This is a genomic window from Celerinatantimonas marina (assembly GCF_046054165.1).
GTDB lineage: Bacteria > Pseudomonadota > Gammaproteobacteria > Enterobacterales > Celerinatantimonadaceae > Celerinatantimonas.
Genome location: NZ_JBFNXK010000012.1, coordinates 1 through 24,741, shown reverse-complemented (window position 1 = coordinate 24,741; position 24,741 = coordinate 1). Strand labels below are relative to the sequence as shown.

Annotated in this window: 23 protein-coding genes and 1 rRNA gene; 14 read left to right on the top strand and 10 right to left on the bottom strand. The window is 45.4% G+C overall.

Annotated features, from left to right (window positions below):
* The first annotated feature begins 25 nt into the window (after positions 1-25).
* The 4 genes from cyoC to ABUE20_RS13305 all read left to right on the top strand — a co-directional run bounded on the left by cyoC (position 26) and on the right by ABUE20_RS13305 (position 3,118).
* Positions 26-643, top strand: a complete 618-nt coding sequence (cyoC, locus tag ABUE20_RS13320) for a cytochrome o ubiquinol oxidase subunit III (protein ID WP_408620430.1) — start codon at positions 26-28, stop codon at positions 641-643.
* Positions 643-969 (top strand): cytochrome o ubiquinol oxidase subunit IV, encoded by a 327-nt coding sequence (gene cyoD, locus ABUE20_RS13315; protein ID WP_408620429.1) that lies wholly within the window; start codon positions 643-645, stop codon positions 967-969. The genes cyoC and cyoD overlap by 1 nt, the downstream gene beginning before the upstream one ends.
* Positions 970-986: 17 nt before the next feature.
* Positions 987-1,880 (top strand): heme o synthase, encoded by an 894-nt coding sequence (cyoE, locus tag ABUE20_RS13310; protein ID WP_408620527.1) that lies wholly within the window; start codon positions 987-989, stop codon positions 1,878-1,880.
* Positions 1,881-2,230: 350 nt separating this feature from the next.
* Entirely contained in the window at positions 2,231-3,118 is an 888-nt protein-coding gene (locus ABUE20_RS13305) for an aldo/keto reductase (protein ID WP_408620428.1), read from the top strand.
* 163 nt (positions 3,119-3,281) lie between these two features.
* Here the strand turns inward: ABUE20_RS13305 and ABUE20_RS13300 are convergent, their stop codons facing one another.
* Positions 3,282-3,905 (bottom strand): TetR family transcriptional regulator, encoded by a 624-nt coding sequence (locus ABUE20_RS13300; RefSeq protein WP_408620427.1) that lies wholly within the window; start codon positions 3,903-3,905, stop codon positions 3,282-3,284.
* A gap of 145 nt (positions 3,906-4,050) precedes the next feature.
* On the opposite strand from ABUE20_RS13300, the gene ABUE20_RS13295 reads away from it, so the two are divergent.
* Complete coding sequence (locus ABUE20_RS13295) at positions 4,051-5,247, top strand: efflux RND transporter periplasmic adaptor subunit (protein ID WP_408620426.1); 1,197 nt, start codon at positions 4,051-4,053, stop codon at positions 5,245-5,247.
* Positions 5,248-5,264: 17 nt separating this feature from the next.
* Entirely contained in the window at positions 5,265-8,402 is a 3,138-nt protein-coding gene (locus ABUE20_RS13290; protein ID WP_408620425.1) for an efflux RND transporter permease subunit, read from the top strand.
* Positions 8,403-8,677: 275 nt separating this feature from the next.
* Here the strand turns inward: ABUE20_RS13290 and ABUE20_RS13285 are convergent, their stop codons facing one another.
* The gene (locus ABUE20_RS13285) at positions 8,678-9,625 is read right to left on the bottom strand and encodes a hypothetical protein (protein WP_408620424.1); all 948 of its coding nucleotides are present in this window, start codon (positions 9,623-9,625) and stop codon (positions 8,678-8,680) included.
* A 190-nt stretch (positions 9,626-9,815) separates the two neighbouring features.
* Here ABUE20_RS13285 and ABUE20_RS13280 point away from each other — a divergent pair, with 190 nt between their 5' ends.
* Positions 9,816-10,511 (top strand): DUF2786 domain-containing protein, encoded by a 696-nt coding sequence (locus ABUE20_RS13280; RefSeq protein WP_408620423.1) that lies wholly within the window; start codon positions 9,816-9,818, stop codon positions 10,509-10,511.
* A 252-nt stretch (positions 10,512-10,763) separates the two neighbouring features.
* The gene (locus ABUE20_RS13275; RefSeq protein ID WP_408620422.1) at positions 10,764-11,315 is read left to right on the top strand and encodes a DUF6933 domain-containing protein; all 552 of its coding nucleotides are present in this window, start codon (positions 10,764-10,766) and stop codon (positions 11,313-11,315) included.
* A gap of 34 nt (positions 11,316-11,349) precedes the next feature.
* On the opposite strand, the gene ABUE20_RS13270 is transcribed toward ABUE20_RS13275, so the two are convergent.
* The 4 genes from ABUE20_RS13270 to tusA all read right to left on the bottom strand — a co-directional run bounded on the left by ABUE20_RS13270 (position 11,350) and on the right by tusA (position 15,542).
* The gene (locus tag ABUE20_RS13270) at positions 11,350-11,796 is read right to left on the bottom strand and encodes a DUF2753 family protein (protein ID WP_408620421.1); all 447 of its coding nucleotides are present in this window, start codon (positions 11,794-11,796) and stop codon (positions 11,350-11,352) included.
* A 371-nt stretch (positions 11,797-12,167) separates the two neighbouring features.
* Positions 12,168-14,249, bottom strand: a complete 2,082-nt coding sequence (gene glyS / locus ABUE20_RS13265; protein WP_408620420.1) for a glycine--tRNA ligase subunit beta — start codon at positions 14,247-14,249, stop codon at positions 12,168-12,170.
* 9 nt (positions 14,250-14,258) lie between these two features.
* Positions 14,259-15,164: a glycine--tRNA ligase subunit alpha gene (gene glyQ, locus ABUE20_RS13260; protein ID WP_408620419.1), complete on the bottom strand. Its 906-nt coding sequence runs from the start codon at positions 15,162-15,164 to the stop codon at positions 14,259-14,261.
* Positions 15,165-15,284: 120 nt separating this feature from the next.
* Positions 15,285-15,542 carry a sulfurtransferase TusA gene (gene tusA, locus ABUE20_RS13255; protein WP_408620418.1) on the bottom strand — a complete coding sequence of 86 codons (258 nt, stop codon included), beginning with the start codon at positions 15,540-15,542 and terminating at the stop codon, positions 15,285-15,287.
* Between the two features lie 137 nt (positions 15,543-15,679).
* Between tusA and ABUE20_RS13250 the strand changes: the two genes are divergently transcribed.
* Entirely contained in the window at positions 15,680-15,856 is a 177-nt protein-coding gene (locus ABUE20_RS13250) for a hypothetical protein (protein WP_408620417.1), read from the top strand.
* A gap of 10 nt (positions 15,857-15,866) precedes the next feature.
* Here the strand turns inward: ABUE20_RS13250 and ABUE20_RS13245 are convergent, their stop codons facing one another.
* The 3 genes from ABUE20_RS13245 to ABUE20_RS13235 form a co-directional block, all read right to left on the bottom strand.
* Positions 15,867-17,135 (bottom strand): ABC transporter substrate-binding protein, encoded by a 1,269-nt coding sequence (locus ABUE20_RS13245; protein WP_408620416.1) that lies wholly within the window; start codon positions 17,133-17,135, stop codon positions 15,867-15,869.
* Between the two features lie 83 nt (positions 17,136-17,218).
* Complete coding sequence (locus ABUE20_RS13240) at positions 17,219-18,658, bottom strand: ATP-binding protein (protein ID WP_408620415.1); 1,440 nt, start codon at positions 18,656-18,658, stop codon at positions 17,219-17,221.
* The gene (locus ABUE20_RS13235; protein WP_408620414.1) at positions 18,648-19,364 is read right to left on the bottom strand and encodes a response regulator; all 717 of its coding nucleotides are present in this window, start codon (positions 19,362-19,364) and stop codon (positions 18,648-18,650) included. The genes ABUE20_RS13240 and ABUE20_RS13235 overlap by 11 nt, the downstream gene beginning before the upstream one ends.
* 228 nt (positions 19,365-19,592) lie before the next feature.
* Between ABUE20_RS13235 and ABUE20_RS13230 the strand changes: the two genes are divergently transcribed.
* Both ABUE20_RS13230 and ABUE20_RS13225 read left to right on the top strand, forming a co-directional pair.
* The gene (locus ABUE20_RS13230; protein ID WP_408620413.1) at positions 19,593-20,834 is read left to right on the top strand and encodes a hypothetical protein; all 1,242 of its coding nucleotides are present in this window, start codon (positions 19,593-19,595) and stop codon (positions 20,832-20,834) included.
* A gap of 64 nt (positions 20,835-20,898) precedes the next feature.
* Positions 20,899-21,540, top strand: a complete 642-nt coding sequence (locus tag ABUE20_RS13225; protein WP_408620412.1) for a YigZ family protein — start codon at positions 20,899-20,901, stop codon at positions 21,538-21,540.
* 50 nt (positions 21,541-21,590) lie between these two features.
* On the opposite strand, the gene ABUE20_RS13220 is transcribed toward ABUE20_RS13225, so the two are convergent.
* Positions 21,591-22,202: a TetR/AcrR family transcriptional regulator gene (locus tag ABUE20_RS13220; RefSeq protein ID WP_408620411.1), complete on the bottom strand. Its 612-nt coding sequence runs from the start codon at positions 22,200-22,202 to the stop codon at positions 21,591-21,593.
* A 116-nt stretch (positions 22,203-22,318) separates the two neighbouring features.
* Between ABUE20_RS13220 and ABUE20_RS13215 the strand changes: the two genes are divergently transcribed.
* The 3 genes from ABUE20_RS13215 to ABUE20_RS13205 all read left to right on the top strand — a co-directional run.
* The gene (locus ABUE20_RS13215; RefSeq protein ID WP_408620410.1) at positions 22,319-23,398 is read left to right on the top strand and encodes an MBL fold metallo-hydrolase; all 1,080 of its coding nucleotides are present in this window, start codon (positions 22,319-22,321) and stop codon (positions 23,396-23,398) included.
* Positions 23,399-23,426: 28 nt separating this feature from the next.
* Positions 23,427-23,954, top strand: coding sequence for a menaquinone-dependent protoporphyrinogen IX dehydrogenase (gene hemG, locus ABUE20_RS13210; protein ID WP_408620409.1), 528 nt, complete (start codon positions 23,427-23,429; stop codon positions 23,952-23,954).
* A 439-nt stretch (positions 23,955-24,393) separates the two neighbouring features.
* Positions 24,394-24,741, top strand: a 16S ribosomal RNA gene (locus tag ABUE20_RS13205); the annotation flags it as partial.

The following is a 24,741-nucleotide window of genomic DNA, read 5'->3' as shown; positions in this document are numbered from 1 at the left end:
ACCATGATGAGGTAGTGATAAGACAATGACATCACATTCAATAACAAATACTCATGGGCAGGATGCTGCCCATGAAGAGCATCATGATAGCGGACAGACAGCCGTTTTTGGATTCTGGCTCTATCTGATGACCGACTGCTTGTTGTTTGCAACTGTGTTTGCGACGTATGCAGTTTTGTACCCAAATACTGATGGTGGCCCATCAGGTAAAGATATTTTTGATCTGAAATTTGTACTTGTTGAAACCTTTGCGCTGTTGATCAGTAGTATTACTTATGGTTTTGCGATGGTCAGTGGCCATCAAAATAAACGCGGTGCCGTCCAGTTCTGGTTATTAGTCACCTTTGCTCTTGGGGCTGTGTTTATCGGGATGGAACTGTATGAATTTCATCATTTGATCGTGGAAGGACATGGTCCTTCGCGCAGTGCCTTTTTATCATCCTTCTTTGCGCTGGTGGGGATGCATGGTTTGCATGTCACCGTCGGTCTGCTGTGGATGATTGCCACCATGATTGAAGTGGCTCGTTGCGGGTTAAATGGGCGTAGCCTGACGCGTTTAAGTTGCTTAAGTTTGTTCTGGCATTTCCTCGATATCGTTTGGATTTGTGTCTTTACTGTTGTTTATCTGATGGGGGCCTTGTAATGAGTCATCCACAAGATCAGTCTGCCGATCATGGTAGCGTTAAGTCGTATTTAACCGGTTTTGTGCTCGCGGTGATTTTAACGGTGATCCCGTTTTATCTGGTGATGAATCTGAGCATGTCAAAAGTAGCGACGCTGTATACCATTTTTGCGTTTGCTGTGGTGCAAATTGTGGTGCATTTGAAGTACTTCCTGCATCTTAATTTTGCAACGGAAACCGGACGTTTGAATACTTTTTCATTTCTGTTTAGTGCCATCGTCATTGGTTTAGTTGTGGGTCTGTCATTGTGGATTATCTACAGTGCCAACAATTTAATGATGTTTTAAAACAGTAGGTTGCCGTGATTAAACTTAAACGCTATTTCCTGGTGGTCAAACCCGGCATTATTTTCGGGAACTTGATTGCAACCATCGGCGGCTATTTTTTAGCGGCCAATGGTCATTTCGATCTGTCGTTGTTCGTTGCGGCCATGGTGGGGTTATCGTTGGTGGTGGCTTCAGGGTGTGCCCTCAATAACTATATCGATCGCGACATTGACTCGAGGATGGAACGGACTAAAAACCGGGTCACCGTCACGGGGGTGATTTCGGTGGCTCAAACCATTTCACATGGTTGCTTGCTGGGCGTGGTTGGTTTTGCCGTTTTAGCAATTTGGACCAATTGGGTCGCGGTCGCTTTTGCTGCTTTTGGTTTTATCATCTATGTGGGCGTTTACAGTCTGTATATGAAGCGGCATTCGGTGTATGGCACTTTGGTAGGGAGTCTGTCGGGTGCTGTTCCGCCGGTGGTGGGGTATTGTGCTGTGGCTGGTCAGTTTGACAGTGGCGCTGCCATTTTACTGTTGATGTTTTGTCTTTGGCAGATGCCTCACTCCTATGCCATCGCTATCTTCCGCTATAACGATTATAAAGCGGCTAATATTCCGGTATTACCTGTCGTGAAAGGTGTGCAGCATGCTAAGGGGCATATCGTCTCTTATATCGTGGCTTTTGGTTTTGCGGCAGGCATGTTGACGGTTTCCGGATATGTGGGGTTTGGCTATCTCGCTGTAGCGATTGCAACCAGTCTATGGTGGTTGCATATGGCGCTAAAAGGTTATCGTAAAGATAATGATGATGTTGCTTGGGCGCGGCGGGTCTTTTTTGCATCCATTCTGATTATTACGTCTCTGAGCGTTGCAATGGCGGTTGATTCTCACATTGGAGTGATTTCACCCGCCATGACTTCGTCGATTTAGCGGTGTTAGCGAGCCCTTCGGAGCTGTTGCATTTTAATCCTTCGAATTGGGTCATTTGATGCATTCTGTTGCCGGCTCGCTCTCTCGTTGAATTTGATCTTCACCTATATCAATGCGTTTCAACTCACCTACTAGCGTTCAGTCGCATCGGGACGTCCCGGAATATTTATGGATCTCTGGACGCATTCAACTCATTTGTTAAGATTGTATAGTGCAATTTTTACAAAACGGTTATGCTCAGGGATAGAGCGCCTGAGAGAACCTTATATCTGATATAAAACAACAGGATAACATGAGCTAAATCGTCAGATCGATTTGGAGCGATTTTATTTATTAAGTAAGGAGCAGCAATGACTGAACTCAGTGCTAAAAATGCCGGTACATTTGATATCGGTCCAGATCTCACTGTGAATCGATTGGGTTTCGGAGCGATGCGTTTGACTGGCAAAGGCGTCTGGGGAGCACCCGAAGATCCTGCCAGCGCGATCCGAACTCTGCAACGGGTGCCGGAGTTGGGGATCAATTTCATTGATACCGCCGATGCTTATGGGCCTGATACCTCTGAACAAATGATCCGCCAGGCATTACATCCGTATTCTGGATTGGTGATCGCAACGAAAGGGGGGAATGCTCGTCCGGGTCCAGGAGAGTGGATCCCGGTTGGTCGTCCGGAATATTTGATCCAACAAGCACATAAGAGCTTGCGTAATTTAGGGGTTGAGTGCATTGATTTATGGCAGCTGCATCGTATCGATCCTAAAGTTCCACGGGATGAACAGTTTGATGCAATTAAAACAATGCTGGAACAAGGGCTGATCCGCTATGCGGGTTTGAGTGAAGTGACTCTTGATGATATTGAACTCGCGAATAAATATTTCCCGGTAGCTACAGTGCAAAATCGCTATAACCTCGTTGATCGAGAACATGAAAGCGTCATGGATTACTGTACGGAGCATAACATTGGATTTATTCCTTGGTATCCATTGGCTCGGGGAGAACTGGCTCAAAATAGTTCATTATTCGCTAAGTTAACGGCTCAGTATAATGCGACACCTGGTCAATTGGCTTTGGCTTGGATCTTAAAACGTAGTCCGGTGATGTTACCGATCCCAGGGACTTCTCAGATTAGTCATCTGGAGCAAAATGTTGCAGCGACTCTCATTACGTTGAGTGATGAAGATTTTGCAGCATTGGATCAAGAAGGCAAAGCCAGTTATCAGCAGAGCCGTCAATCATAACTGGAGTTGATATGAGGCACTGGTGATCCTCGGTGGTCAAATAGTGTAAACGCATTTTGAACCAAGCTCGGCCTATGTCGCGGTATGAATTAAGCGAACAGCGTGCAATACGTTCAGAATGCGTTTAAAACGATGGCTGCCAAATCATCACCAAGGATTTGCCTTAAGGTGTATGGGTATAGATGAGTTTTAGCATCAGATCGGCCAGAGACTCGGCTTGTTCGAAGAGTGGGTATTCAGGTTCTAATTGCACAAAGCGTAAAATGATACCGTCAACCATCGCAACCAATAAATCTGTACAGATTTTCATATCGGTTTGGGGAGGGATTTGTCCCTTGACTTTTGCATTGTTTAAGGCTTGACTTAAATTTTTAATAAAGCATTGGTATTGTTGTTTGATGTGTTCCCGAAGCTCAGCCAACTCATTATCAAGGGACTCAAGATTAAATAAGATGGAAAACATCTGCTGTTGACTGGCATTAACAGATAAGCTTTGCAAAGATTTTATGAGAAAAGATCGTAGCTTACCCATTGGGTCTGGTTCATGATCATCAATACTGGCTAGCATTAAGTGTGTGAGTGGTTCACACATTTCATCCCACAAAGTGACAAACAATACATTTTTATTTCTGAAGTACCAGTAAATAGCACCACGAGTGACTCCGGTGGCATTGGCTATATCGGTCAAACTCGTTTCCGCAAGACCTTTATCACAAAAAAGTTGCAAAGCAGAGTTCAGGATTGCTTGTCGGGTTTTTTGCGCTTCTTCTTTGGTCTTACGTGCCATAGCGGAGGTTCTCTTAAAAATTTAATTAAAAAAAAAGCTTACATACATGCATGAATGTATGTAAATTACTACAAGACGAGTTTTAAGGCCAACACAATTATTGAAATGTGCGGGATCGGCGTAATTTACAGGGGCACAGATTTTCATGGCAAAGAAATATATTCTGATTAAATCATTGGGCTTGGTATTAGTTGCAAGTCTGGTGTTAACAGGGTGTGATGATAGTAAGCAACAACAGCAAGCAGCCGCTCAGCAGGTCACTAGAGCCGTGCCGGTCGATGCGGTTACTATTCATGCTCAACCGGTTAAATTGACAACGGAACTATCTGGACGTGTTCACGCGTATCGCGTGGCGGAAGTCCGTCCACAGGTGAGTGGGATTATTTTGAAACGTTACTTCAAAGAAGGGAGTGATGTCAAAGCGGGTGAGTTACTGTATCAGATCGATCCTTCGACCTATGAAGCGAATGTCGCTAATGCGGAGGCCACTTTGGCACGAGCTCATGCTAATGAGATGAGTGCTCGGCTACAGGCACAACGTTATTCGAAATTGGTTAAAACCAAAGCGATTAGTCATCAGGATTATGATGATGCAATGGCTGCCTGGAAACAGCAGGAAGCAGAAATTAAAGCGGCGGAAGCTACGCTTAAAACTGCTAAAATCGATCTTGATCGGACGCATGTAAAAGCTCCTATCTCTGGGAGAATCGGTGTTTCTGCCGTTACTGAAGGGGCGCTGGTTACAGCCAACCAAGCGACGGCTATGTCAACGATTCAGCAGTTAGATCCGGTGTATGTGGATGTGCGTCAAAGTACATCTGATTTGCTCCGTCAGCGCCGCGAGATAGAAAATGGTTCGCTGGCCGTGAATCAGGACAATTCAGCTTCTGTGAAATTTATTCTTGAAGATGAGTCTATTTATCAGTTCCCTGGACACTTACAGTTTTCGGATGTCACGGTTGACCCGACCACCGGGATGGTGGATCAGCGAATTATTGCTCGCAATCCACAGAAAGTTTTATTGCCCGGGATGTTCATTCGCGCTCAGCTCGATGAAGGAGCTCGTCAGCAGGCGTTATTAATTCCCCAGAAAGCTGTGTCTCATACACCACGTGGCGAAGCATCGGTGATGGTGATCAATGCAGATAATCAGGTTCAAGTGCAGATCATTAAAACCGGACGTACCATTGGCCAGTTCTGGTTAGTTGAATCGGGTCTTAAAGTGGGTGATAAAGTGATTGTCGCAGGGCTCCAGAAAGTTCGACCAGGAAGTAAAGTTCAGGTAAATGATGTCACTGATAATTTCAGATATACCCCCTCTGAACAAGCGCAAAATCAGTAAAGTGGAGCAATGGATTCATGTCCAGATTTTTTATCGATAGGCCCATTTTTGCATGGGTGATAGCTTTAATCATTATGTTGGCGGGGTTGTTATCGATCATCAACCTGCCAATTGCTCAGTATCCGCAGATTGCACCGCCAGCCGTGTCTATTCGGGCGACTTATCCTGGAGCATCGGCTGAAACTGTTGAAAGTTCGGTGATCCAGATTATTGAGCAGAACATGATTGGTCTTGACCACTTCATGTATATGTCCTCACAAAGTGATTCCTCTGGGACCGGAACATTAACACTGACTTTTGCTCCCGGAACGGATCCGGATATTGCACAGGTGCAGGTTCAGAACAAATTGCAGCAGGTGACTTCGCAGTTACCTACGGTAGTGCAGCAACAGGGGATTGACGTTCGTAAAACCACCAGTAGTTTCTTGATGGTGGTCGGGTTTATCTCAACCGATGGCAGCATGAACCAATATGATCTGTCGGACTACATTGTTTCGAACGTGCAGGATTCCATCAGCCGAGTGAATGGTGTGGGGGAAATTCAGGTCTTCGGGAGCCAGTATTCGATGCGAGTTTGGCTCGATCCGAATAAGCTGCAGCAATATAGCTTGACTCCAGGGGATGTCAAATCGGCGATTACGGCACAAAACGCTCAGGTTTCACTAGGGAGTATCGGTGGGACTCCTGCAGTCGATGGTCAGCAGTTCTCGGTAACGATCAATGGCCGAGGTCGACTCAATACTGCAAAACAGTTTGAAAATATTCTGTTGCGGGTGAATCAGGATAGTTCCAAAGTTTATCTTAAAGATGTTGCTAAGATTGAAATTGGTACTCAGAGCTATCAGTATTCGTCAAATTATAATAACCAACCGGCAACTGGGATTGCGATTCGTTTGGCAACCGGTGCGAATGCCCTCGATACTGCGGATGCGATTCGGGCTCGTCTGGATGAGTTATCCGAATTCTTCCCTCGTGGGATGAAAGTTGTTTATCCGTTTGATACTACCCCTTTCATTAAAATTTCTATCGAAGAGGTGGTTCACACTTTGATCGAAGCCATCGTGTTGGTGTTCTTCGTGATGTTCCTGTTCTTACAGAATATTCGGGCAACATTGATCCCAACCATTGCGGTGCCGGTGGTCTTGTTGGGGACATTCGGCGTAATGGCGGCGGCTGGCTTTTCGATCAACACTCTGACGATGTTCGGATTGGTACTGGCCATCGGGTTGTTGGTGGATGATGCTATTGTGGTTGTGGAGAACGTCGAGAGGATCATGGGGGAAGAAGATCTTTCGCCCTATGAAGCGACCAAGAAATCGATGGGCCAAATTACGGGCGCATTGGTTGGGATTGCGATGGTGCTTTCGGCGGTATTTATCCCAATGGCCTTCTTTGGTGGATCCACTGGGGCCATTTATCGACAGTTCTCTATTACTATTGTTTCGGCGATGGTGTTATCGGTGTTGGTTGCGTTGATCTTGACGCCAGCGCTGTGTGCGACGTTGTTGAAAAAACCAAAAAATCATGGGGAAGCGAAAAAAGGTTTCTTCGGTTGGTTTAACCGGTTTTTTGACGCGAGTGCCGATCGTTATCAGAGTGGCGTGCGGCGGGTGATCCAGCAGCGATTCCGCTATTTGGCATTGTATGTGCTGATTGTCGCTGGCTTGGCTTTTATGTTTCTGCGGATGCCAACCTCATTCTTACCTGAAGAAGATCAGGGGGTGCTGTTGGCGATGGTGCAATTACCACCGAGTTCTTCGAAACAACGGACGGATGCCACACTGCATGATCTAACAGAATATTTCATGACCAAAGAGAAGGATACGGTGCAGTCACTGATGACGGTATCCGGCTTCAGTTTCGCGGGTCGTGGTCAGAACATGGGGATGGCATTTATTCGTCTGCGTGATTGGTCTGAACGTGAGACCAAACGCGGTGAGGCCAATAGTATTATTGCCCGAGCGATGGGCTATGCCCAGACTATTAAAGGGGCACAGATCTTTGTTTTCAACTTGCCTGCCATTCCAGCATTAGGTACAGCGACCGGATTCGACTTCTACCTGCAAGATCGGGGTGGGCAAGGTCATGAAGCGTTGATGAATGCGCGTAATCAGCTGTTGGGAATGGCCGCACAAAGTAAAAATTTGGTACGTGTCCGTCCTAATGGGATGAGTGATACCCCGGAATATAATATTCATATCGACTATGCCAAAGCGATGGCGCAGGGCGTTTCGATCGCCAGTTTGAACGATATGCTCTCAACCGCTTGGGGGTCGACTTACACCGATGACTTTATTGACCGAAACCGAGTAAAACGGGTTTACGTTCAAGGTGATAAAAAATATCGGATGACTCCGGAAGACTTAGATAAATGGTACGTGCGTAACGACCAAGGTCAGATGGTGCCCTTCTCAACCTTTGCCACCGGTGAATGGGGTTATGGATCACCTCGTTTGGAACGTTATAACGGGGTTCCTGCAGTTGAAATTCAGGGTGAACCGGCACCGTTATATAGTTCGGGTCAGGCAATGAGCGACATTGAGCAAATGGCGAAACAACTGCCTCACGGGTTCGGAATTTCTTGGACTGGGCTGTCCTTCCAGGAACGACAGTCGGGTTCTCAGGCTCCGGCATTGTATGCTATTTCACTGTTGGTGGTATTCCTTTGCTTAGCGGCATTGTATGAAAGTTGGAGTATTCCATTTTCTGTGATGCTGGTGGTTCCTCTTGGGGTCTTCGGGGCGATTGTCGCTGCCAGCTTACGCGGGTTGTATAACGATGTGTACTTCCAAGTCGGATTGTTGACTACCATTGGGCTGTCGGCGAAAAACGCAATTTTGATTGTCGAATTTGCTAAAGAACTCTACGACAAAGGTAACCCATTGGTCGGATCGGTATTGGAAGCTTGTCGAATGCGTTTGCGACCTATTCTGATGACCTCATTAGCATTCATTTTAGGGGTGTTGCCACTGGCGATTAGTACCGGTGCCGGTGCCATTAGTCGACACGACATTGGGACCGGTGTGATCGGTGGGATGATCAGTGCGACGGTGCTGGCGATCTTCTTTGTACCACTGTTCTTTGTGTTGGTGATCCGCTATTTCACCAAACATCGTAGTGAAGAGGCTGAATCATCTGACCATATAGAAGAATAATGAGTCCGATGAATCTCGTTGAGATGATGCCGCTCGGTTATGGAGCGGCATTTTTTTGTCAGTTAAAATCTCATTTGTGTATAAAGACTCAGATCATTTTTATTAGGTGGCATGACTTTGGGGCGGGGGCAGTTGATGACACTGCAATAAGGTCAGTGAACCTATAGGCGCGAAACAAAGTTCAGCGGGTTTCTAAACCTACAAGGCTATTTGCAACAGATTTAAGTAAAGTTCAAATCGATGTCCCCATCATGATCAATACTTCCCGATGATGTTTACAAAAATAAAAAATGCATCAATAACAATACAATTGGAAAAATAAACAAGAACCACAGACTGCTGATTAACCAATAGCTGTTGGCAATTTTTTGGTCAACACCGTAAATGACCGGAGGAAGCAGGCTTAAAAACGCGGTCGGCATTACAGAGAGCAGTAAGGCTACTTTAACGAGTAATCCTTGATGTATGCCCCATAATTGAAATAGATAGGCTAAAATAATCACCAGTATCGGTCCTAAAATACTGCGACTGATGGCTAAGGTTAGCGCGGGGCGGAGTAGCCCTGTGATGTCGGTAAAACGAAAAACTAAGCCTACGGTGATCATTAACAGATAAGTGCCGAGAGGGACAATAAACTGCATCACATCGCTGATCCATAACGGGCGAGCTAAACCGGAACCATTCAAAATAAATCCGGCAGATACAGCGCTAAGTGTGGTCAATAAAAAAGGATCGAGCCAAAAAGGCCGTTGCTTTTGCTGAGAATACTGACCTAAGCGTCGCGCAATCGGGAACGCGATCGAATAGTAGATAACTTCTTCAAATAATTTATACAACGGGACTAAGGCTAATCCATCTTCTCCAAGAAAGAGATAAACACAAAAGCAGCCAATGGCTCCAATATTCATGAACATCCCCGCCGGGATATAAGCACCGGTTTGAGAAGGGGAAAGTTTTAACCATTTCGCCAGAAATGCGGCTAATCCACCACCCGATAGTAAAATGAGCGATCCGACAATCGTAAGCAAAAAGAGTTGCCAAGAAAGATGATGTAGTTGCCAGATGGCTGCGAGTAAAGATAACGGGATGGCACCTTGTAGGGCCAGACGGGTACACCAGAAATTGAGTCGTTGAACCTGATTAGGGAACATATGACGGAGGATAGCACCGCTGATGAATCCCATCAGAATAATCGTTACCGTTGTGACCAGAGCCGTTAGCATGAATAGTTTCTCAGAATAAGGATACTTAATCATTAGCGATTTTATGAGAGATAACAATGGGGGATCCGACAGTTTTTGATGGAAGATCTTGGTCGGCACTTTGCAAATTTGTAAGCAAATTTGAATTTGGGGTAGCGGAAACGTCTTTTTTTTCAGACAATATTCGATTGGTAGAAAAATAGGAGTAAGAATGTCTGAGCGCCGGCAAAAAGCATTGCAGAAAATTGCAAAATGTTTGGAATTGGGTCATTCCACCAATATTCATGAAGCGGCACAGGCCATTCGTATGGCTGAGCGGTTGATGCGCAAACATGGGCTTGAGCAGTCAGATATTGATTTTATTCGAATGGGAACCACTTCCGCTAAACAACTCCTCCCCTCCCAACCTAGCCAGAATATTCTGCGTATTATTCGGGGAATTAATAGTCGGTTCGGAGTCGAAGCGGTCTTGCTGGATCATAAAGGGTTAAAACGGTTGGAATTTGTGGGGGATGCGGAACGCGCTATCTTTGCTGGATTTGCTTTTGATGTCTTATATCGTGAAATGCATCAGCAAATCGGTTCTTTTCGAAATAGTTTTGCCGGGAGTGGTGTGAGTCAACATGAAGTTCAACGTCGGGTCGCATCTTTTACCGCAGGATGGATCGAAGGGGCTTTAGAAAAGTTGCCAAATCTGAATCCTGGACATAGTGATTCGCTGGATGATTATCTGGATCAGCAGTTTAAAAATTTAGATCGAGAAACGTTTAAAGCTCAAATTAAGAAAGCGATGACTCAGCTCACACCGGATTTTGAATCAGGTATGAAAAAAGGGAAGAAAGTATCCGTGAACCGTCCGGTTGGACGAGATCAGTCAACGGTGATCAAACAATTGAATCAATCTTAATGGGAGTATGCGTCAAGTTTCGGTGACCTCTTTTATCATCTGTCTGACGGTTTTTAATGACGCTCTACCTACAAATGATTCAATAAGTTATCCGTGGATGACATGTGTTGTTCTTGTCGAATAGATTGATGCTTAAAGATCCAGGATTCGGTTCCGGCGGTATTTATTTTATATGAGGCTCCGCTGATTTAGAGATTGGCATCGCGGTTGCAAAAGAACCATTATGGATGAAGCTGATGTTTTTTTGACGCGATGATTAATTTACAGTTTACAGAACAGTTACCGTACCCGTTAACTCCTGCATTACCGCCACAGATACCTTCGGAGTCTTGGTGTTGGCAGGCCCACACTATTTCGATCGCATCTCATGAATGTTTATTATTGGTTGAACACCAGACTCAATATGTCATGCTGTTCCTGGATTTAAACGAGCAAGACTATCAGGCATTTGAACAGGTTTGGTTACGTCGAGTGATGGCTGAGGCATTGACGGTGACTGAGTTATCACCCAATGCGAGTGAGCGATTGCAGCAGGCCATCCTTGATCGCCGCAATGAAATTATTCTGACTCAAGGCTCCGGGATCCAATATCAAAATGAACTGGCCGATATTGTTCAAGGACTGCAGGTTTTGATGCAACTGTATGGACAACTTCCTCAGGGCGAATCAGAGGAGTTTCGTTGGGGCGTTGTGTTAAATCAGGCCCGTCAAATTAATGGCTGTTCTCCTTATCAGCTGTTTGCGGATAGTTGCCTTTTTCAGTTAACGGAAAACAATAAAAAATATCCAAGGATAGTTCATTAAGACTCCTTGGTTATGGATGAGCTCAGCGAATTAATCAGAACGCTGAGGTTAATCCTAAGCTTTGTTCCAATTGGTTGGCTTGGGTTCGTAATGGCGCAAGCGTCTCTGATTCGGGATGATGAGCGATGATATGACAGAGCGATTTATAATAAGTCAACAAGGCCCCTTTTAGCGCGCTCTCGTGAATATCAGTGGTTTCATGCAGATAATCCTGATACTGGCAGGCTTCTAAGAGATAACGTTGTTGTTCCTGAAGATCAGACTGGATGTACCAGTAACGGGATAAATTCATACAAGAGCGTAAAAACAACGTAATGGTCTCAATACGATATTCATCATCAGTGTTGTCATTGATTTGTTCCATCCAGTAACGAGCTTGTTCGATTGCCGCCAGATAGTGGATCAATGCCATTCCTGGCTGATCCTGTTGTAAACATTGATCTCCGGCTTGGGTGCGAGCATGCCATGCTGAATAGCCCATTCAGTCACCTCCTTCTTGATTATAATTGGCAGTTTAAATTTGGCTTCATAATAATTAGTTGATTTGTCGTTGAAGGGAAAATACCCAATACTACAATTTATGCAAATAACTGCACTTTAAAGATTAGCACAAAATACTGAGTTTGTATTAGCCAAAGTGAGAATAAAATCACTAGAGACCTTCATTTTTCAGAGGAGCAATAATCAGTTGGAAATCAAAGAAAAAGCAGCATGGGGTATGGCAAATGAAGCATCATTCAAACGTGTTCTGGACTTGTGATACACCAGGCTTAAGCCTTAAGTCGTATCCGTGATCGTGTCCAGAACACGTAGTTATTAATCAGTCATACACAGTCAATAATAGTTATCTGTCTAATACTGAATCAGCGAAATATCCGCAATTTCTAAGAATAAATTCCGCAGTTGTCCAAGTAATGCTAAGCGATTAGCTGCCAGTTTAGGATCATCGGCCATCACCATTACTTTTTCAAAGAAGTTGTCCACAGGAGCACGCAACTGCGCCAGTTCGGTCAACGCACTTTGGTAATCCCCAGCGGCAAAACTAGGTTGAAGTTTTTCACTCAGCTGATGCAGCGCATCAGCCAGTTGGCGCTCTTCGGCTTCGATGAATAGCGATTCATCCAGAGGACTTTGAGTAGTGACGCCATTTTTATCCAGAATATTGGCCACTCGCTTATTCGCTGCTGCTAATGCGGCGGCAGGTTCCAGCCCTCGGAAATGTTCCACAGCTTGCATCCGTTTCGCAATATCCGCTGGTTGACTCGGATGACGAGCCAAGACGGCCTGAATGACGCTGATATCAATCCCTTGTTCCTGATAAAACGCTCTTAACCGGGCATAGATGAAGTCCATTAATTGTGCTTGAACTTGGCTTATTGCGGCCGCATCGAGAGCAACCGGTTGTGCTTTTAGCGCTGCTTCAAACAGCGGTGCCAAATCCAGCGGCAGTTGCTGTTCGGTGATGATCCGAATGACACCTAAGGCTGCACGACGCAGGGCAAATGGGTCTTTATCGCCTTTAGGGGCCATATCGATACTGAAAATACCGGCTAAAGTATCCAGTTTATCGGCGAGAGCGACGGCAGAGCCTTCGGCACTAGCTGGGAGTTTGTCGCCGGAGAAGCGAGGCAGATATTGTTCCCCAATAGCTTGGGCAACGGCTGCGGTTTCACCATCATGGCGAGCATAATACATCCCCATGGTGCCCTGAATATCGGTGAACTCCATCACCATTTCACTCATCAGGTCAGTTTTGCTCAGGAGTGCAGCTCGTTCAGCATCTTTTTCACTGGCCTGAATTTGGGGGGCGATCAGTGCGGCTAATGCAGCAACTCGTTTAGACTTGTCCAGTAAAGTCCCCAGTTTTTGCTGGAAGACCACATTACCTAGTGAGTCCAGACGTTGTTCCAGAGAGATTTTGCGATCTGTATGATAGAAAAATTCAGCATCAGCCAAACGAGGGCGAACTACTTTTTCATTCCCTGCGATCACTTGTTGTGGATCTTTACTTACGATATTGGAGACAAAGATAAATCGAGGGAGCAGTTTGCCTTCTTGATCCAAAATCGGAAAGTATTTCTGGTTATCTTTCATGGTGTAGATAAGCGCTTCGGCGGGGACATCCAGAAACTTATCTTCGAAGCTACCAACCATGGCTATTGGCCATTCAACCAGTGATGTGACTTCTTCAAGTAGGCTTTCATCGATATCGGCTACCCCATTTTCACGGGCGGCTTCGGCTTCGATTTGTTCACGGATAATCGCTTTCCGGCGTTCGTAATCGACGATGACTTTCCCACGTAGATCTAACATCTGAACATATTCATCGGCATGAGTCAGTTGAAATTCAGATTCGCCCATAAACCGATGGCCACGAATGGTTCGCGCCGATTCAATCCCAAGCACTTCTCCCTGAATCAATTTGTCTCCATAGAGCATGGTGACGGTATGTACCGGGCGAATAAATTGGGTGGTATTGGCCCCCCAACGCATCGGTTTCGGAATGGGCAGTTTGGCTAAAGCTTCCGTCGTAAGCTGTGGTACTAGGATCTGAATTGACTGACCTTTGACTTCGGCTCGGTGCAGTAACCATTCACCTTTATCGGTGACCAACCGTTCGGCTTGTTCGACGCTGATCCCGTTAGAATGCGCCCATCCTTGTGCTGCTTTGGTTGGATTGCCGTCTTTATCGAAAGCCGCTTTAATCGATGGTCCTCGTTTTTCGACGGATTTATCAGGGGCTTGTTCAGCTAATGCAGTGACAAACAGGGCCAGACGACGAGGGGCCGCATACCAAGTCACTTGCTGATATGGAAGTTCGGCATTATCCAGACTTTGTTGGAAATTGTCAGCAAAAGCCTGACCCAGTTGTCGTAATGCTTTTGGAGGCAGCTCTTCTGTGCCTATTTCAATTAATAGATTTTCTGTATCCATGCCTGTCTCTTAACCCTGTTCTTTGCACAATGGGAAACCAAGTGTTTCTCGTGCACTGTAATAACCTTCAGCCACTGCTTTCGCGAGTGCTCGAACCCGTAAAATATATCGTTGCCGTTCAGTGACAGAAATGGCGTGACGAGCATCGAGTAAATTAAAGGCATGCGATGCTTTCATGACTTGTTCATAAGCCGGTAGGGGGAGATTCGCTTCAATTAATTTCTGGCTATCATGTTCACATTGATCAAATTGGCGGAAAAGTGAATCGATATCGGCATATTCAAAGTTATAAGTCGATTGTTCAACTTCATTTTGATGGAATACATCGCCGTAAGTGACTTTGCCCATAGGACCATCTGTCCAGACCAGATCGTAGATACTGTCCACCCCTTGAATGTACATGGCCAAACGTTCCAGACCATAGGTGATTTCACCGGTTACTGGCGAACATTCTAAGCCACCGACTTGCTGGAAATAGGTGAACTGGGTCACTTCCATCCCATTGAGCCAGATTTCCCAACCTAATCCCCAAGCGCCAAGTGTAGGCGATTCCCAGTTGTCTTCAACGAAACGAATATCGTGGACTTCTGGATTGATCCCTAATTCAACCAGAGAGCCTAAATAAAGCTCCTGAATGTTATCGGGAGAGGGTTTGAGCACAACCTGAAACTGATAATACTGTTGCAGTCGGTTTGGGTTTTCACCGTAACGGCCATCTGTCGGACGACGACAGGGTTGGACATAAGCACTGCTCATGGGTTCTGGCCCGATGGAACGCAGGAACGTTTGTGGGTGAAAGGTTCCGGCACCCACTTCCATATCCAGTGGCTGTACAATGATGCAGCCCTGACGAGCCCAGTAATCCTGGAGCGCTAGAATCAACCCCTGAAATGTTTTTATATCGTATTTTTGCATGTTGAGTTATCGCGCGATGTTATAAATCATGGTGTACTGAAATTAACCAAGAGTATACCGATTGGAGCAACTGGCCGATACCTTCTCTATCGAAAAACAATGATTTTATTGCTCATTATTTTATCGATCAGGCAATCCTTTCTGGATTAAGTAGCTGTAAGGCGGCTGATCGGTCTGACTTTTAACCAATGTATGATCCATAAACCGGCAAAAACTCGGAATATCTCGGGTTGTCGATGGATCATCAGCTAGCACTAATAAAGTATCACCCTCATTCAAAGAGCGAATCGCCTTACGTGTTAGCATGACGGGTTCCGGGCAGCGTAGTCCCCGCGCATCCAGTTCTGAAGTGACATTGTAATCCGAGATACGGGTCATGATATTGATCGATTAATTGCAGTCAAAGGCAACATTGTACTCATTTTTCGTTTTTCTTCAGTAAAAAAAGTAATGGTTAGCGTATTGTTATGTGGTGGCTAACTATACTCAAAAAGCACAGCTACAGAAGGAGAGCAATGATGGTACCTCGACTTGCCACTTATTTGTTCATTGATTTTGTAACCGTGTTGGCCTTGGTTTTTCACTGGTCTTATCTGGATTGGTGGCAAGGTTGGCTGGTGCTGGCCTGTTCGGTTATCGGCATGGCAATAGAGGTCTTAGTGACCCCCCCCAAGCAGCCCCCATTGCCTTGATCGTTCGACGTTATTGTGCGGCCTGAGTTGCCCGGTTGAGCCGTAATATGGCCTGTTTAGGATCGGCATTCGGTGTGTTGAAAAAATGATTGACCACATCGAATAAGGCTTTTTGTTCTGGCATGGTTGTAGCCATTCCATGTGCGATACTCGGGGCTAACTGACCTGTTTTGCGAGCTTGGTTGAACGCGCGTCTGGAAGCAACGGCACAGCGGTCAAATGCATCCAGTGGAATGTCATTTCGGATCGGAATAGAACCTTTGGCCAGATTGAAGCGTTTTTGAAATTCAGGATCCATGATGGTCCGGGTCAGAATTTTCTGGGCTTTTTGGTTGGCTTTATTGTCCAGATGAAACATAGAAAAACTATCGGTATCAAACAGGAAGGCATGTTGTGTTTCGGGGACAGGAACACAATCAAAATCCTGATCCAGTTGTTTGCCAGCAATAAAGAATTCACTTTTGGCCCAATCGCCCATAATTTGCATAGCCGCTTTGTCATGAATCACTAAGTTGGTGGCTTGATTCCAGTCATCACTTTGGGGTGGGAGTTCAACAAATTGATGGACCTTCTGAAAAATTTCAAATACCTTCAACATCTTATCGCTGGTTAGAACGGTGGCATCATGCTGGACGAAGGCGCGGATATAATCTTTACCCCCTAAAATACCAAGGGCAATGGATTCAAAAATCGTTGTGTTTTGCCAGTCCTGATTGCCATTGACCAGTACCGGATAGCCTGCCGCCTTGATTTTTTGTGCAGCGGTAAAAAATTCATCCCAAGTTGTGGGAATTTTAGCCCCTGCCGCTTTGAAAATATGAGTATTGACCCAAAGCCAGTTTTCGCGATGGATATTGGCTGGAACCGCCACATAGTGCCCCTGATATTTCAGTAAGTTGGCAATCGTTGGGGGCAATAATTGATCCCAGTGTTGGGTTTTCGCAATGGGATCCAAGTTATTCAAAAAACCAAGGGCAGCCCAGTCTCGTATCTCTGAGCTTTTGAGCTGGGCCGCGGTTGGAGGATTGCCGGAAATTACCCGGGCTTCAAGGACATTCATCGCACTTTCGCCCCCTCCGCCGATCACTGCAAAATTTTTCCAATGAACACCTTGTTGCTCTACTTGCTGTTGCAAAACATGGACGGCATTGGTTTCTCCGGTTGATGTCCACCAGTGAAGGACTTCAACTTCTCCGTTATCGGCCCAGCCGGGTAGGCTGAACAACCAAAGCCAGCCTGTGAGATAGCAGCATATACTGGATAATCTTAAGTTAATCATAACAGCCTCTTTTTAGAATTGGGGGGTGCCTACAGATAACGAAAGCTTATTTCCAGCTCGTGATATTCTTCGTCAATACTGGATTAGCTTATGTGAGGTAGCTGAAGTGTTACCTTAAGTCCCCCTTCCGGACGATTGGCTAGCGTAATGTCTCCACCATGTGCATGGGCAATATTTCTGGCGATCCCTAAACCTAAACCATGACCATGCGTGTTATGGTTCAGGCGCACATAGGGCGCAAAGATATTTTGTTGTAAATGCTCTGGGATCCCCGGACCTTGATCGGAAAAATATAAATAGAGTACCGGTTCTGTATCCACGATCGAAATCTCTACGTGGTCACCATATTTCACCCCGTTTTCGATGATATTGCCGAGACAGCGTTTGATCGCTAGGGGTTTGCCTCGGTAATGTTGCTGAGGGCTGCCCTGAACGGTCACTTTCCCAGGATAGCCTTCGCAGATGAGATCAATAAGGTCCATCATATTGATATTTTGAACATTTTCATGAATATCTGTTTCTTTAACTGTTTGTAGAGCTCCTTTCGCCATGATCTCCAGTTCATCCAGATCATGATTAAATTTAGTAATCAGTTGCTCATCTTCTAGTAATTCAGCCCTTAATCGCAAACGAGTGATTGGGGTTTTCAAATCATGGGAAATGGAACGGAATAATTGTTCCCGATCTTCGATATAGCGTTTGAGTTTTTCCTGCATGGCATTAAAGGCACGGGTCGCTCGAACCAGTTCAATACTTCCTTCTTCTTTTAAAGGCGGTTGATATAAATTCAAGGCCAGTTGGGAGGCTGCTGTCGCCAGTTTATCCAGTGGCCGGGTTTCACGGTGCAGAAAAAAGTAAGTAAACAGGCTCAGAAAGAACGTGGTCAGGATTAAATTGACGATCTGCCGCAAAGAGATGCTGGGATCATTGAGTGTCATATATGGGGCTGGTAATAGCGCGGCCAGATAGATCCACTCATCCGGATGGATTTCAATTTGCGTGACTAGGATCGGAGGAGCCAGAGGATCCAGTGTCAATGTGTAGTGTGCCCAAGAACGGGGAAGATCCGTCATTAAGGTATGATTATTAAATACTTTTAAGGTCTGGGCTGTCGAAAAATTGGTGTAGATCTGATCGTGGCGTTTGAGCTGTTGGCGCAGGATCTGGTTGACCTCATCTAAAACCAACTGTTTGCGTCGGCTGGAGGTCACTGGCGTCATATCTATTTTTTCTCGGTTCAGAGAGACAAAAAATCGGGTTCCCCCCATATTTCGCAGCTGATTTAAAACAATATGGCGATATTCAAGAGGGAGTGATTCAAAAAATTTAACGGTAGAGGCCAGACTCATCGCCAGATTGTTCGAGGCCGCTTTGAGTCCCTCGTCTTCCGTTTGCTGAAAACGATAGGACCAGAACAAGCCCCCGATCCCTTGTGCCAGAGCTAAGGATAAAAACAACAGGAGCAGCATTCTGGAAAGGAGCGATTGAGGCCGGAGCCGTGAGAAAAAATCGCTAGCGTTCATGATTGACTTGGGCGACTAGCGTATAGCCGCTGCCTCGAATAGTTTTGATAATCCGGCGACTTTTGCCGTTATCCCCAAGTCGTTGCCGTAGTCGACTAATCTGGACATCGATACCGCGTTCCATTGGCAAGCTTTCCCGTCCACGAGTTGCATCACTGATCATATCCCGATTCAGGATTTCATTCGGATGTTGTAGAAATAATTGCAGTAATCGGTAATCACTTCCGGATAACTCAAGCTGTTCTCCGTTATCATTGAGTAAACATTGCGTTTGCATATCCAGTCGCCATTGGTTAAAGCGGATATAGCGAGTGGGCATCATCGCTTGTGCAGTCACTTCAGAACGACGCAACAATGCTTTGACCCGGGCCAGTAGTTCCCGTGGACTGAATGGTTTCCCGATATAATCATCGGCGCCTAGTTCCAAACCGATCACCCGGTCCATTTCATCGGAGTTCGCCGTTAACATAATAATCGGCACATTCGATTGCTGACGTACTTTCCGGCAGAGTGTAAAGCCATCATCTCCGGGTAACATCACATCGAGGATGATGAGATCCGGTTGGTGCTCTTCAAGATAGAGCAACATCTCTTGGCCTTCACTAGCTATCGAAACCGAATAACCTGATTTCGTAAGGTATTGTTGTAATAAGCTGAGGATTTCTTGATCGTCATCTACAACAAGGATTTGTTTTTGTTGCGTCATAATCTAAGCACAATTAATGAGTTACTAGTTTACCAGTGTAACATGTTGGTCAACATTATTACGGTTACGTGGGTCAAAGGTTTTGTAATACATACGACGTCCGACCGGACAACAGGCCGCTATATGATCGATAAAAATGAATTATTTATCATGTTGCACTATGTTAGTCATAGTGAAGACTATAACTTAAATGAATGATAGTCTTTCGGCAAGTGATAGGAGTTAGCGATGGCGTCTAATGATCAACACTATGCAATGCATCTGATAATTTTACAGCAGCGTTGCCGAGATCTTCTAAGTGTCACTTCCTCACAACGACTGGCGTTCCATGCTGGGTATAGTTTACACCAATTGCTTGCCGATCAGCCATTACCTTTTCGGGCCAGCCCCTTTTTTTCACAGTGGATTTCAGCTGCGAGTGTTGAAAATGCTTGGCTATTAACCGATGGCTGTGGTTCTCCCACATTGTTAATCCCTGCGGATGCTTTTAATCCTCATTGGTCGGAGTGTTCATGGTGGTCTTTGTTCGATGTTCATTTACTGGATCATTCTCATCAGGTGGAGGATTGGTTGACGGATGTTGAAACCGCCATTTACATTGGGCCTCATCCCGATGTCGCAAAAGCATTAGGATTTGAAGAAATAAATCCTGAAGCGGTACTACATTATTTTTATCAGCAACGAGCGATTAAAACTGGCTATGAACAGTATTGTTTGCAGCAGGCCGGACAGCTAGCTGGTAAAGCAATGTTGCAAGTTAGGGAACGTTTTTATCAGGGAGCATCAGCGTTAGATATCTATCTTGGATATTTAAAAAGTATTGGTCAGAGCGAATTACTGGAGCCTGCTCGGTTGGCCTTTAATCAGCAGGTGACTCATGGCGGTCGAATTTTCGCTCATGATGGGTGTTTAGCGGAGCAAACCCGGCGTTCGTTTGCTTTGACTGCGAGTTGTTCGTGGCATGATTATCAGGTGCGGATTGGACGCTGTTATGCTTACCGACGTGATCACTATTCTGAATTGCTGGTGGATTTTGAGGCGATGTTTGAATCGGTGATCGGACAGGTGCAATTGCAACAACGCTATGACGAACTATACCAACAGTTCCGTCGAGGGTTGGCTAGTCTACTGGTAGAGAATGAACTCGTACTATGTTCGGTTCGGCAATGTCTGAAATTAGAAATTGTGGATCAGCTCCTGATTGAACCTGTTATTCAATTTGTCGGGTTAGGATTACATGAGGCCGCTTTGGGGGAAACTTCAATGACTGGTGATGTCATAAGTCCCGGACATGCCTTTTCGGTGACCGTTAGTTTTTCTCTCGATCCAAAACGGCTATCCCGTTATATCGATATCCAGCCGGATGTGATTCATTGGAATCAGTTCTCGCTGTTATGTGAATACGGGGGGATGATCCGGGCGGATACTTTTCTGGTGACGGAATCCACGATTCATTCTCTAACCCAGTAGCGATTGAAGCGCGTCACTACCGAGATGTGGGCTGATTAACGTATAATCTCGTTAAGAAGAGGTTTTGAGTCGTATAAGTGAGCGCTTTATGTCTGGTGCGTTTGAAATTCCTGTGGCTTCAGTTTCTTGTGAGCAAACACTGAAAAAAAGTCGGTTTATCACTCAGCTTGGTTATGTTGCTGATAGAGAACAGGCTTCTCAGTGGATTGAACAGATGAAACAGCAATATCCAGATGCTCGTCATCATTGCTGGGCTTTTATTGCCGGAGCGCCGGATGATACGCAGGTTTTGGGGTTCAGCGATGACGGTGAGCCGAGTGGTACGGCGGGCAAACCGATATTGGCTCAGTTACAGGGAAGTGGATTAGGGTATATTTGTGCCGTTGTAATCCGATATTTCGGAGGCATTAAATTAGGTACTGGAGGCTTGGTTAGGGCTTACGGTAGCAGTGTCGGACAGGCTTTGGAACTTGTAGAAAGAACCCCGTATATCCCTTTAAAGCCGATTACCTTTACTTTTGACTTTAATCATATTGGCATCGTATCTCAGTTGGCAAAGCAATATCAGGCTGAGCAGACGGATGTACAGTATAGTCATCAGGTCATGATGACGTTAATGATGCCTGCTCAGCATTTATCCCTGTTTAAAAGCCAGCTCACCAATGCCTGTAGTGGGAAGGTTGAGTTTATTCAGGTGGAAGATTAACGCTGAGCATCCGATAGGCATGATCAATGGGGATGCATCCAAGATGCAAATCAAGGCAAATGACGACGATAATTATTGAGAAAGAATGCAGCTGTTTTTTGGGCCAGTGTGTTTTTTTGGCAAGCAGTTAACATCGGTTTGAAACCCAATATTTGTGGCCAGAAGCATTGTCCTTTGACCAAACTGTGTAACTGTGCTGTTGCTTCTTCAACATTCGTGATCATCAATGTCTGTTGGTTGACTTGTTCCTCTAACCAAATCGATAGTTGGGTTTGTTGGGCTAGCTTTTGTTGTGAAATCTCGGCCAAATCTTGGGGACGAAACAGATAATGTCCCATAACGACACGCGCTAAATCGATGTATTCAGGGGATGATAATAGCTCAATTTCACTGTATAGCAGTTGCTCCAGTTGTTCATTCCAATCTAAAGAAGCTAATTGTTCCGGAACGACCAGATGCGCTATGTTTTGCCATAATTCGGCTAATAAGGAGGCTATCAGGGCTTCCTTCGAGGGAAAGTGATTGTAAATAGTCCGTTTGGATACATTGGCCAACTCGGCAATTTTATCCATACTAGTTTGCTGAGCACCATCTTCCCGAAAGGCGGATAAGGCTGCGTGTAGAATAGCCTTCCGTTTTTGCTCACTCCGTGTTTTTGCCATTATTTATTCGTTCAGTTACTTTGAGTTCACCATGATTGTATATGAGTCAGTTTACTTTTTCTAAGGACTCGATAAACTACACGGTTTAGTTTACTTATCAGCCAAGATCCGAAACTATGCATTTACGTCGTTTAACTCCTGTTATTATCTCCGGACTTTGTTTGTGGACGCTGTTGCTGGCAGGGTGTGCTGCAGAAACTCAGACCACGACCGAGAATCAGCGATATTCAAATACTGAAGTTCCTTATCGCCCTGGTTTTGGTACTTTTGTGAAAGGGTTTTGGAATATGCTCACGTCGGACAATAAAGAAGGTGTCCCAACTAAGCCGATTCCGGTGATCCCCATCACTCATCAGCAATTGGTCAATGAAACCCAAGATGTCGTCTATCGGTTAGGCCATTCAACCGTACTGATGAAACTTGGTTCGCAGTGGATATTAACGGATCCGATGTTTAGTGAACGTGCCTCTCCTATGCAGTGGGTTGGTCCTAAACGGTTTCATCCTGTTCCGATACAGATTAAGGATCTGCCTCCTATCGATGTCGTATTGATTAGCCACAGTCATTATGATCACTTGGATGAAGCTTCAGTCAAAGCATTGATCCCGAAAGTAGGGCAATTTTTGGTTCCTGAGAAAATCGACCAAATTTTACTAGGCTGGGGTGTTCCCAAAGATAAAGTGCATCGTTTTAAATGGTGGCAGAGTACCCAGATCGGTACCACCACGTTTGTTTTTACTCCGGCACAGCATTTCTCGGGTCGGAGTATGTTTGATCAAAACAAAACCCTTTGGGGGGGATGGGTGATTAAAGGGCAACAACACCGTCTCTACTATAGTGGTGATTCCGGATATTTTCATGGTTTCAAAAAAATAGGGGATCAGTATGGTCCATTTGATGTGGCGCTGCTTGAAGACGGTCAATATAGTCATAATTGGCCTGTTATTCATATGTTTCCCAAGCAAGTGGTACAAGCGAGCCTCGATTTAAGAGCGAAAGTGTTATTACCCGTGCATAACAGTACCTTCCAGCTTTCTGATCACGCGTGGTACGCGCCATTAAAAGATACGCTGGCGGCTAGCCAAAAGCGTGGTGTAACTATGATTGCACCAGAATTCGGTCAGCGTTATGAAATCGGTAAGCCTTTACCTATTCAACAATGGTGGAATCCGATGCCTATGGCTCATACTATATAAGTGTGAATAAACGTAGGCAGAGGATAGTATGTCGATATTAATTGGTTATTCCAGTTGTGAAGGTCAGTCCTATAAAATAGCGCAGCATATTGCTAAACAGCTTTCAGGAGAACCAATTAAGTGGTTTTGTCTGGACCATCCGGAACAGTGGCTGGAAGCTACGGCCGAAGATAAAATTTTATTGGTTGCTTCGATCCGTTATGGCGTATTCCGTCCAGCGCTGCACCGATATATTCGACGATTTGAAGATCGATTACAGAGTATTCCTTCAGCGTTTGTCGGGGTTTGTCTAACGGCCCGCAAACCCGGTAAAGATGATCCTGAGCGAAGTGTGTATATGATCCATTTGGCGAAGAAGCATCATTGGCAACCCAGCATTCGGCGGATGTTTGCCGGAGCATTGCAATATTCTCGTTATAACTGGTGGCAGACCAAACTCATTCAGCTCATTATGAAAATCACCGGGGGAAGTATCGATACATCAGTCGATATTGAATTCACGGATTGGAATAAAGTAGATACGTTTGCTTTGGAACTCAAACAACTATTCCGATAGCCTTGTAGCCATTTCGAATGGCACAACTTGATGTTTTATTAGACGTATAAGGCCGAAGATGTGCTGTAATTGACCATAAAATGCCCACATAGATAAAAAACCCAAAAAAAGGGAAAAAAAAGGTTGCGCAAAAAAATGGGGTCCCTATAATGCACCACCACTGACACGGCACACCGCCTCAAACGGTCACCAACTCAGTCACCACAAGGCTTCACGCCTAACGGTGCGAAAACAAAAACGAAAATAATCGTTGACATGTTTTCATCCGATGCGTAAGATTCGCATCCGCTTCAACGGCAACTGAGCCGCGAAGCAACGTTCTTTAACAAGATATCAAGCAATCTGTGTGGGCACTCGCAGAGATGATTTGTAAAAATTTTAAATCATCAATTCTGCAGTGACTAACACTGTCAATAACAGAATTCGATGAGCATGATTTGAATTGAAGAGTTTGATCATGGCTCAGATTGAACGCTGGCGGCAGGCCTAACACATGCAAGTCGAGCGGTAACAGGAAGAAAGCTTGCTTTCTTTGCTGACGAGCGGCGGACGGGTGAGTAATGCTTGGGGAGCTGCCTGATAGAGGGGGACAACCACTGGAAACGGTGGCTAATACCGCATAACCTCTACGGAGCAAAGCAGGGGACCTTCGGGCCTTGCGCTATCAGATGCACCCAAGTGAGATTAGCTAGTTGGTGAGGTAACGGCTCACCAAGGCGACGATCTCTAGCTGGTTTGAGAGGATGATCAGCCACACTGGGACTGAGACACGGCCCAGACTCCTACG

Excerpts from the sequence above, each read along its gene's own strand:
- cyoC (WP_408620430.1), top strand. The coding sequence starts at position 26 with ATGACATCACATTCAATAACAAATACTCATGGGCAGGATGCTGCCCAT.
- ABUE20_RS13230 (WP_408620413.1), top strand. The coding sequence starts at position 19,593 with ATGGCGTCTAATGATCAACACTATGCAATGCATCTGATAATTTTACAG.
- ABUE20_RS13220 (WP_408620411.1), bottom strand. The coding sequence starts at position 22,202 with ATGGCAAAAACACGGAGTGAGCAAAAACGGAAGGCTATTCTACACGCA.
- hemG (WP_408620409.1), top strand. The coding sequence starts at position 23,427 with ATGTCGATATTAATTGGTTATTCCAGTTGTGAAGGTCAGTCCTATAAA.
- tusA (WP_408620418.1), bottom strand. The coding sequence starts at position 15,542 with ATGACCCGTATCTCGGATTACAATGTCACTTCAGAACTGGATGCGCGG.
- ABUE20_RS13245 (WP_408620416.1), bottom strand. The coding sequence starts at position 17,135 with ATGATTAACTTAAGATTATCCAGTATATGCTGCTATCTCACAGGCTGG.
- cyoD (WP_408620429.1), top strand. The coding sequence starts at position 643 with ATGAGTCATCCACAAGATCAGTCTGCCGATCATGGTAGCGTTAAGTCG.
- ABUE20_RS13275 (WP_408620422.1), top strand. The coding sequence starts at position 10,764 with ATGATTAATTTACAGTTTACAGAACAGTTACCGTACCCGTTAACTCCT.
- glyS (WP_408620420.1), bottom strand. The coding sequence starts at position 14,249 with ATGGATACAGAAAATCTATTAATTGAAATAGGCACAGAAGAGCTGCCT.
- ABUE20_RS13240 (WP_408620415.1), bottom strand. The coding sequence starts at position 18,658 with ATGAACGCTAGCGATTTTTTCTCACGGCTCCGGCCTCAATCGCTCCTT.
- ABUE20_RS13305 (WP_408620428.1), top strand. The coding sequence starts at position 2,231 with ATGACTGAACTCAGTGCTAAAAATGCCGGTACATTTGATATCGGTCCA.
- ABUE20_RS13285 (WP_408620424.1), bottom strand. The coding sequence starts at position 9,625 with ATGCTAACGGCTCTGGTCACAACGGTAACGATTATTCTGATGGGATTC.
- ABUE20_RS13235 (WP_408620414.1), bottom strand. The coding sequence starts at position 19,364 with ATGACGCAACAAAAACAAATCCTTGTTGTAGATGACGATCAAGAAATC.
- ABUE20_RS13280 (WP_408620423.1), top strand. The coding sequence starts at position 9,816 with ATGTCTGAGCGCCGGCAAAAAGCATTGCAGAAAATTGCAAAATGTTTG.
- ABUE20_RS13300 (WP_408620427.1), bottom strand. The coding sequence starts at position 3,905 with ATGGCACGTAAGACCAAAGAAGAAGCGCAAAAAACCCGACAAGCAATC.
- ABUE20_RS13290 (WP_408620425.1), top strand. The coding sequence starts at position 5,265 with ATGTCCAGATTTTTTATCGATAGGCCCATTTTTGCATGGGTGATAGCT.
- ABUE20_RS13295 (WP_408620426.1), top strand. The coding sequence starts at position 4,051 with ATGGCAAAGAAATATATTCTGATTAAATCATTGGGCTTGGTATTAGTT.
- ABUE20_RS13215 (WP_408620410.1), top strand. The coding sequence starts at position 22,319 with ATGCATTTACGTCGTTTAACTCCTGTTATTATCTCCGGACTTTGTTTG.
- glyQ (WP_408620419.1), bottom strand. The coding sequence starts at position 15,164 with ATGCAAAAATACGATATAAAAACATTTCAGGGGTTGATTCTAGCGCTC.
- ABUE20_RS13270 (WP_408620421.1), bottom strand. The coding sequence starts at position 11,796 with ATGGGCTATTCAGCATGGCATGCTCGCACCCAAGCCGGAGATCAATGT.
- ABUE20_RS13250 (WP_408620417.1), top strand. The coding sequence starts at position 15,680 with ATGATGGTACCTCGACTTGCCACTTATTTGTTCATTGATTTTGTAACC.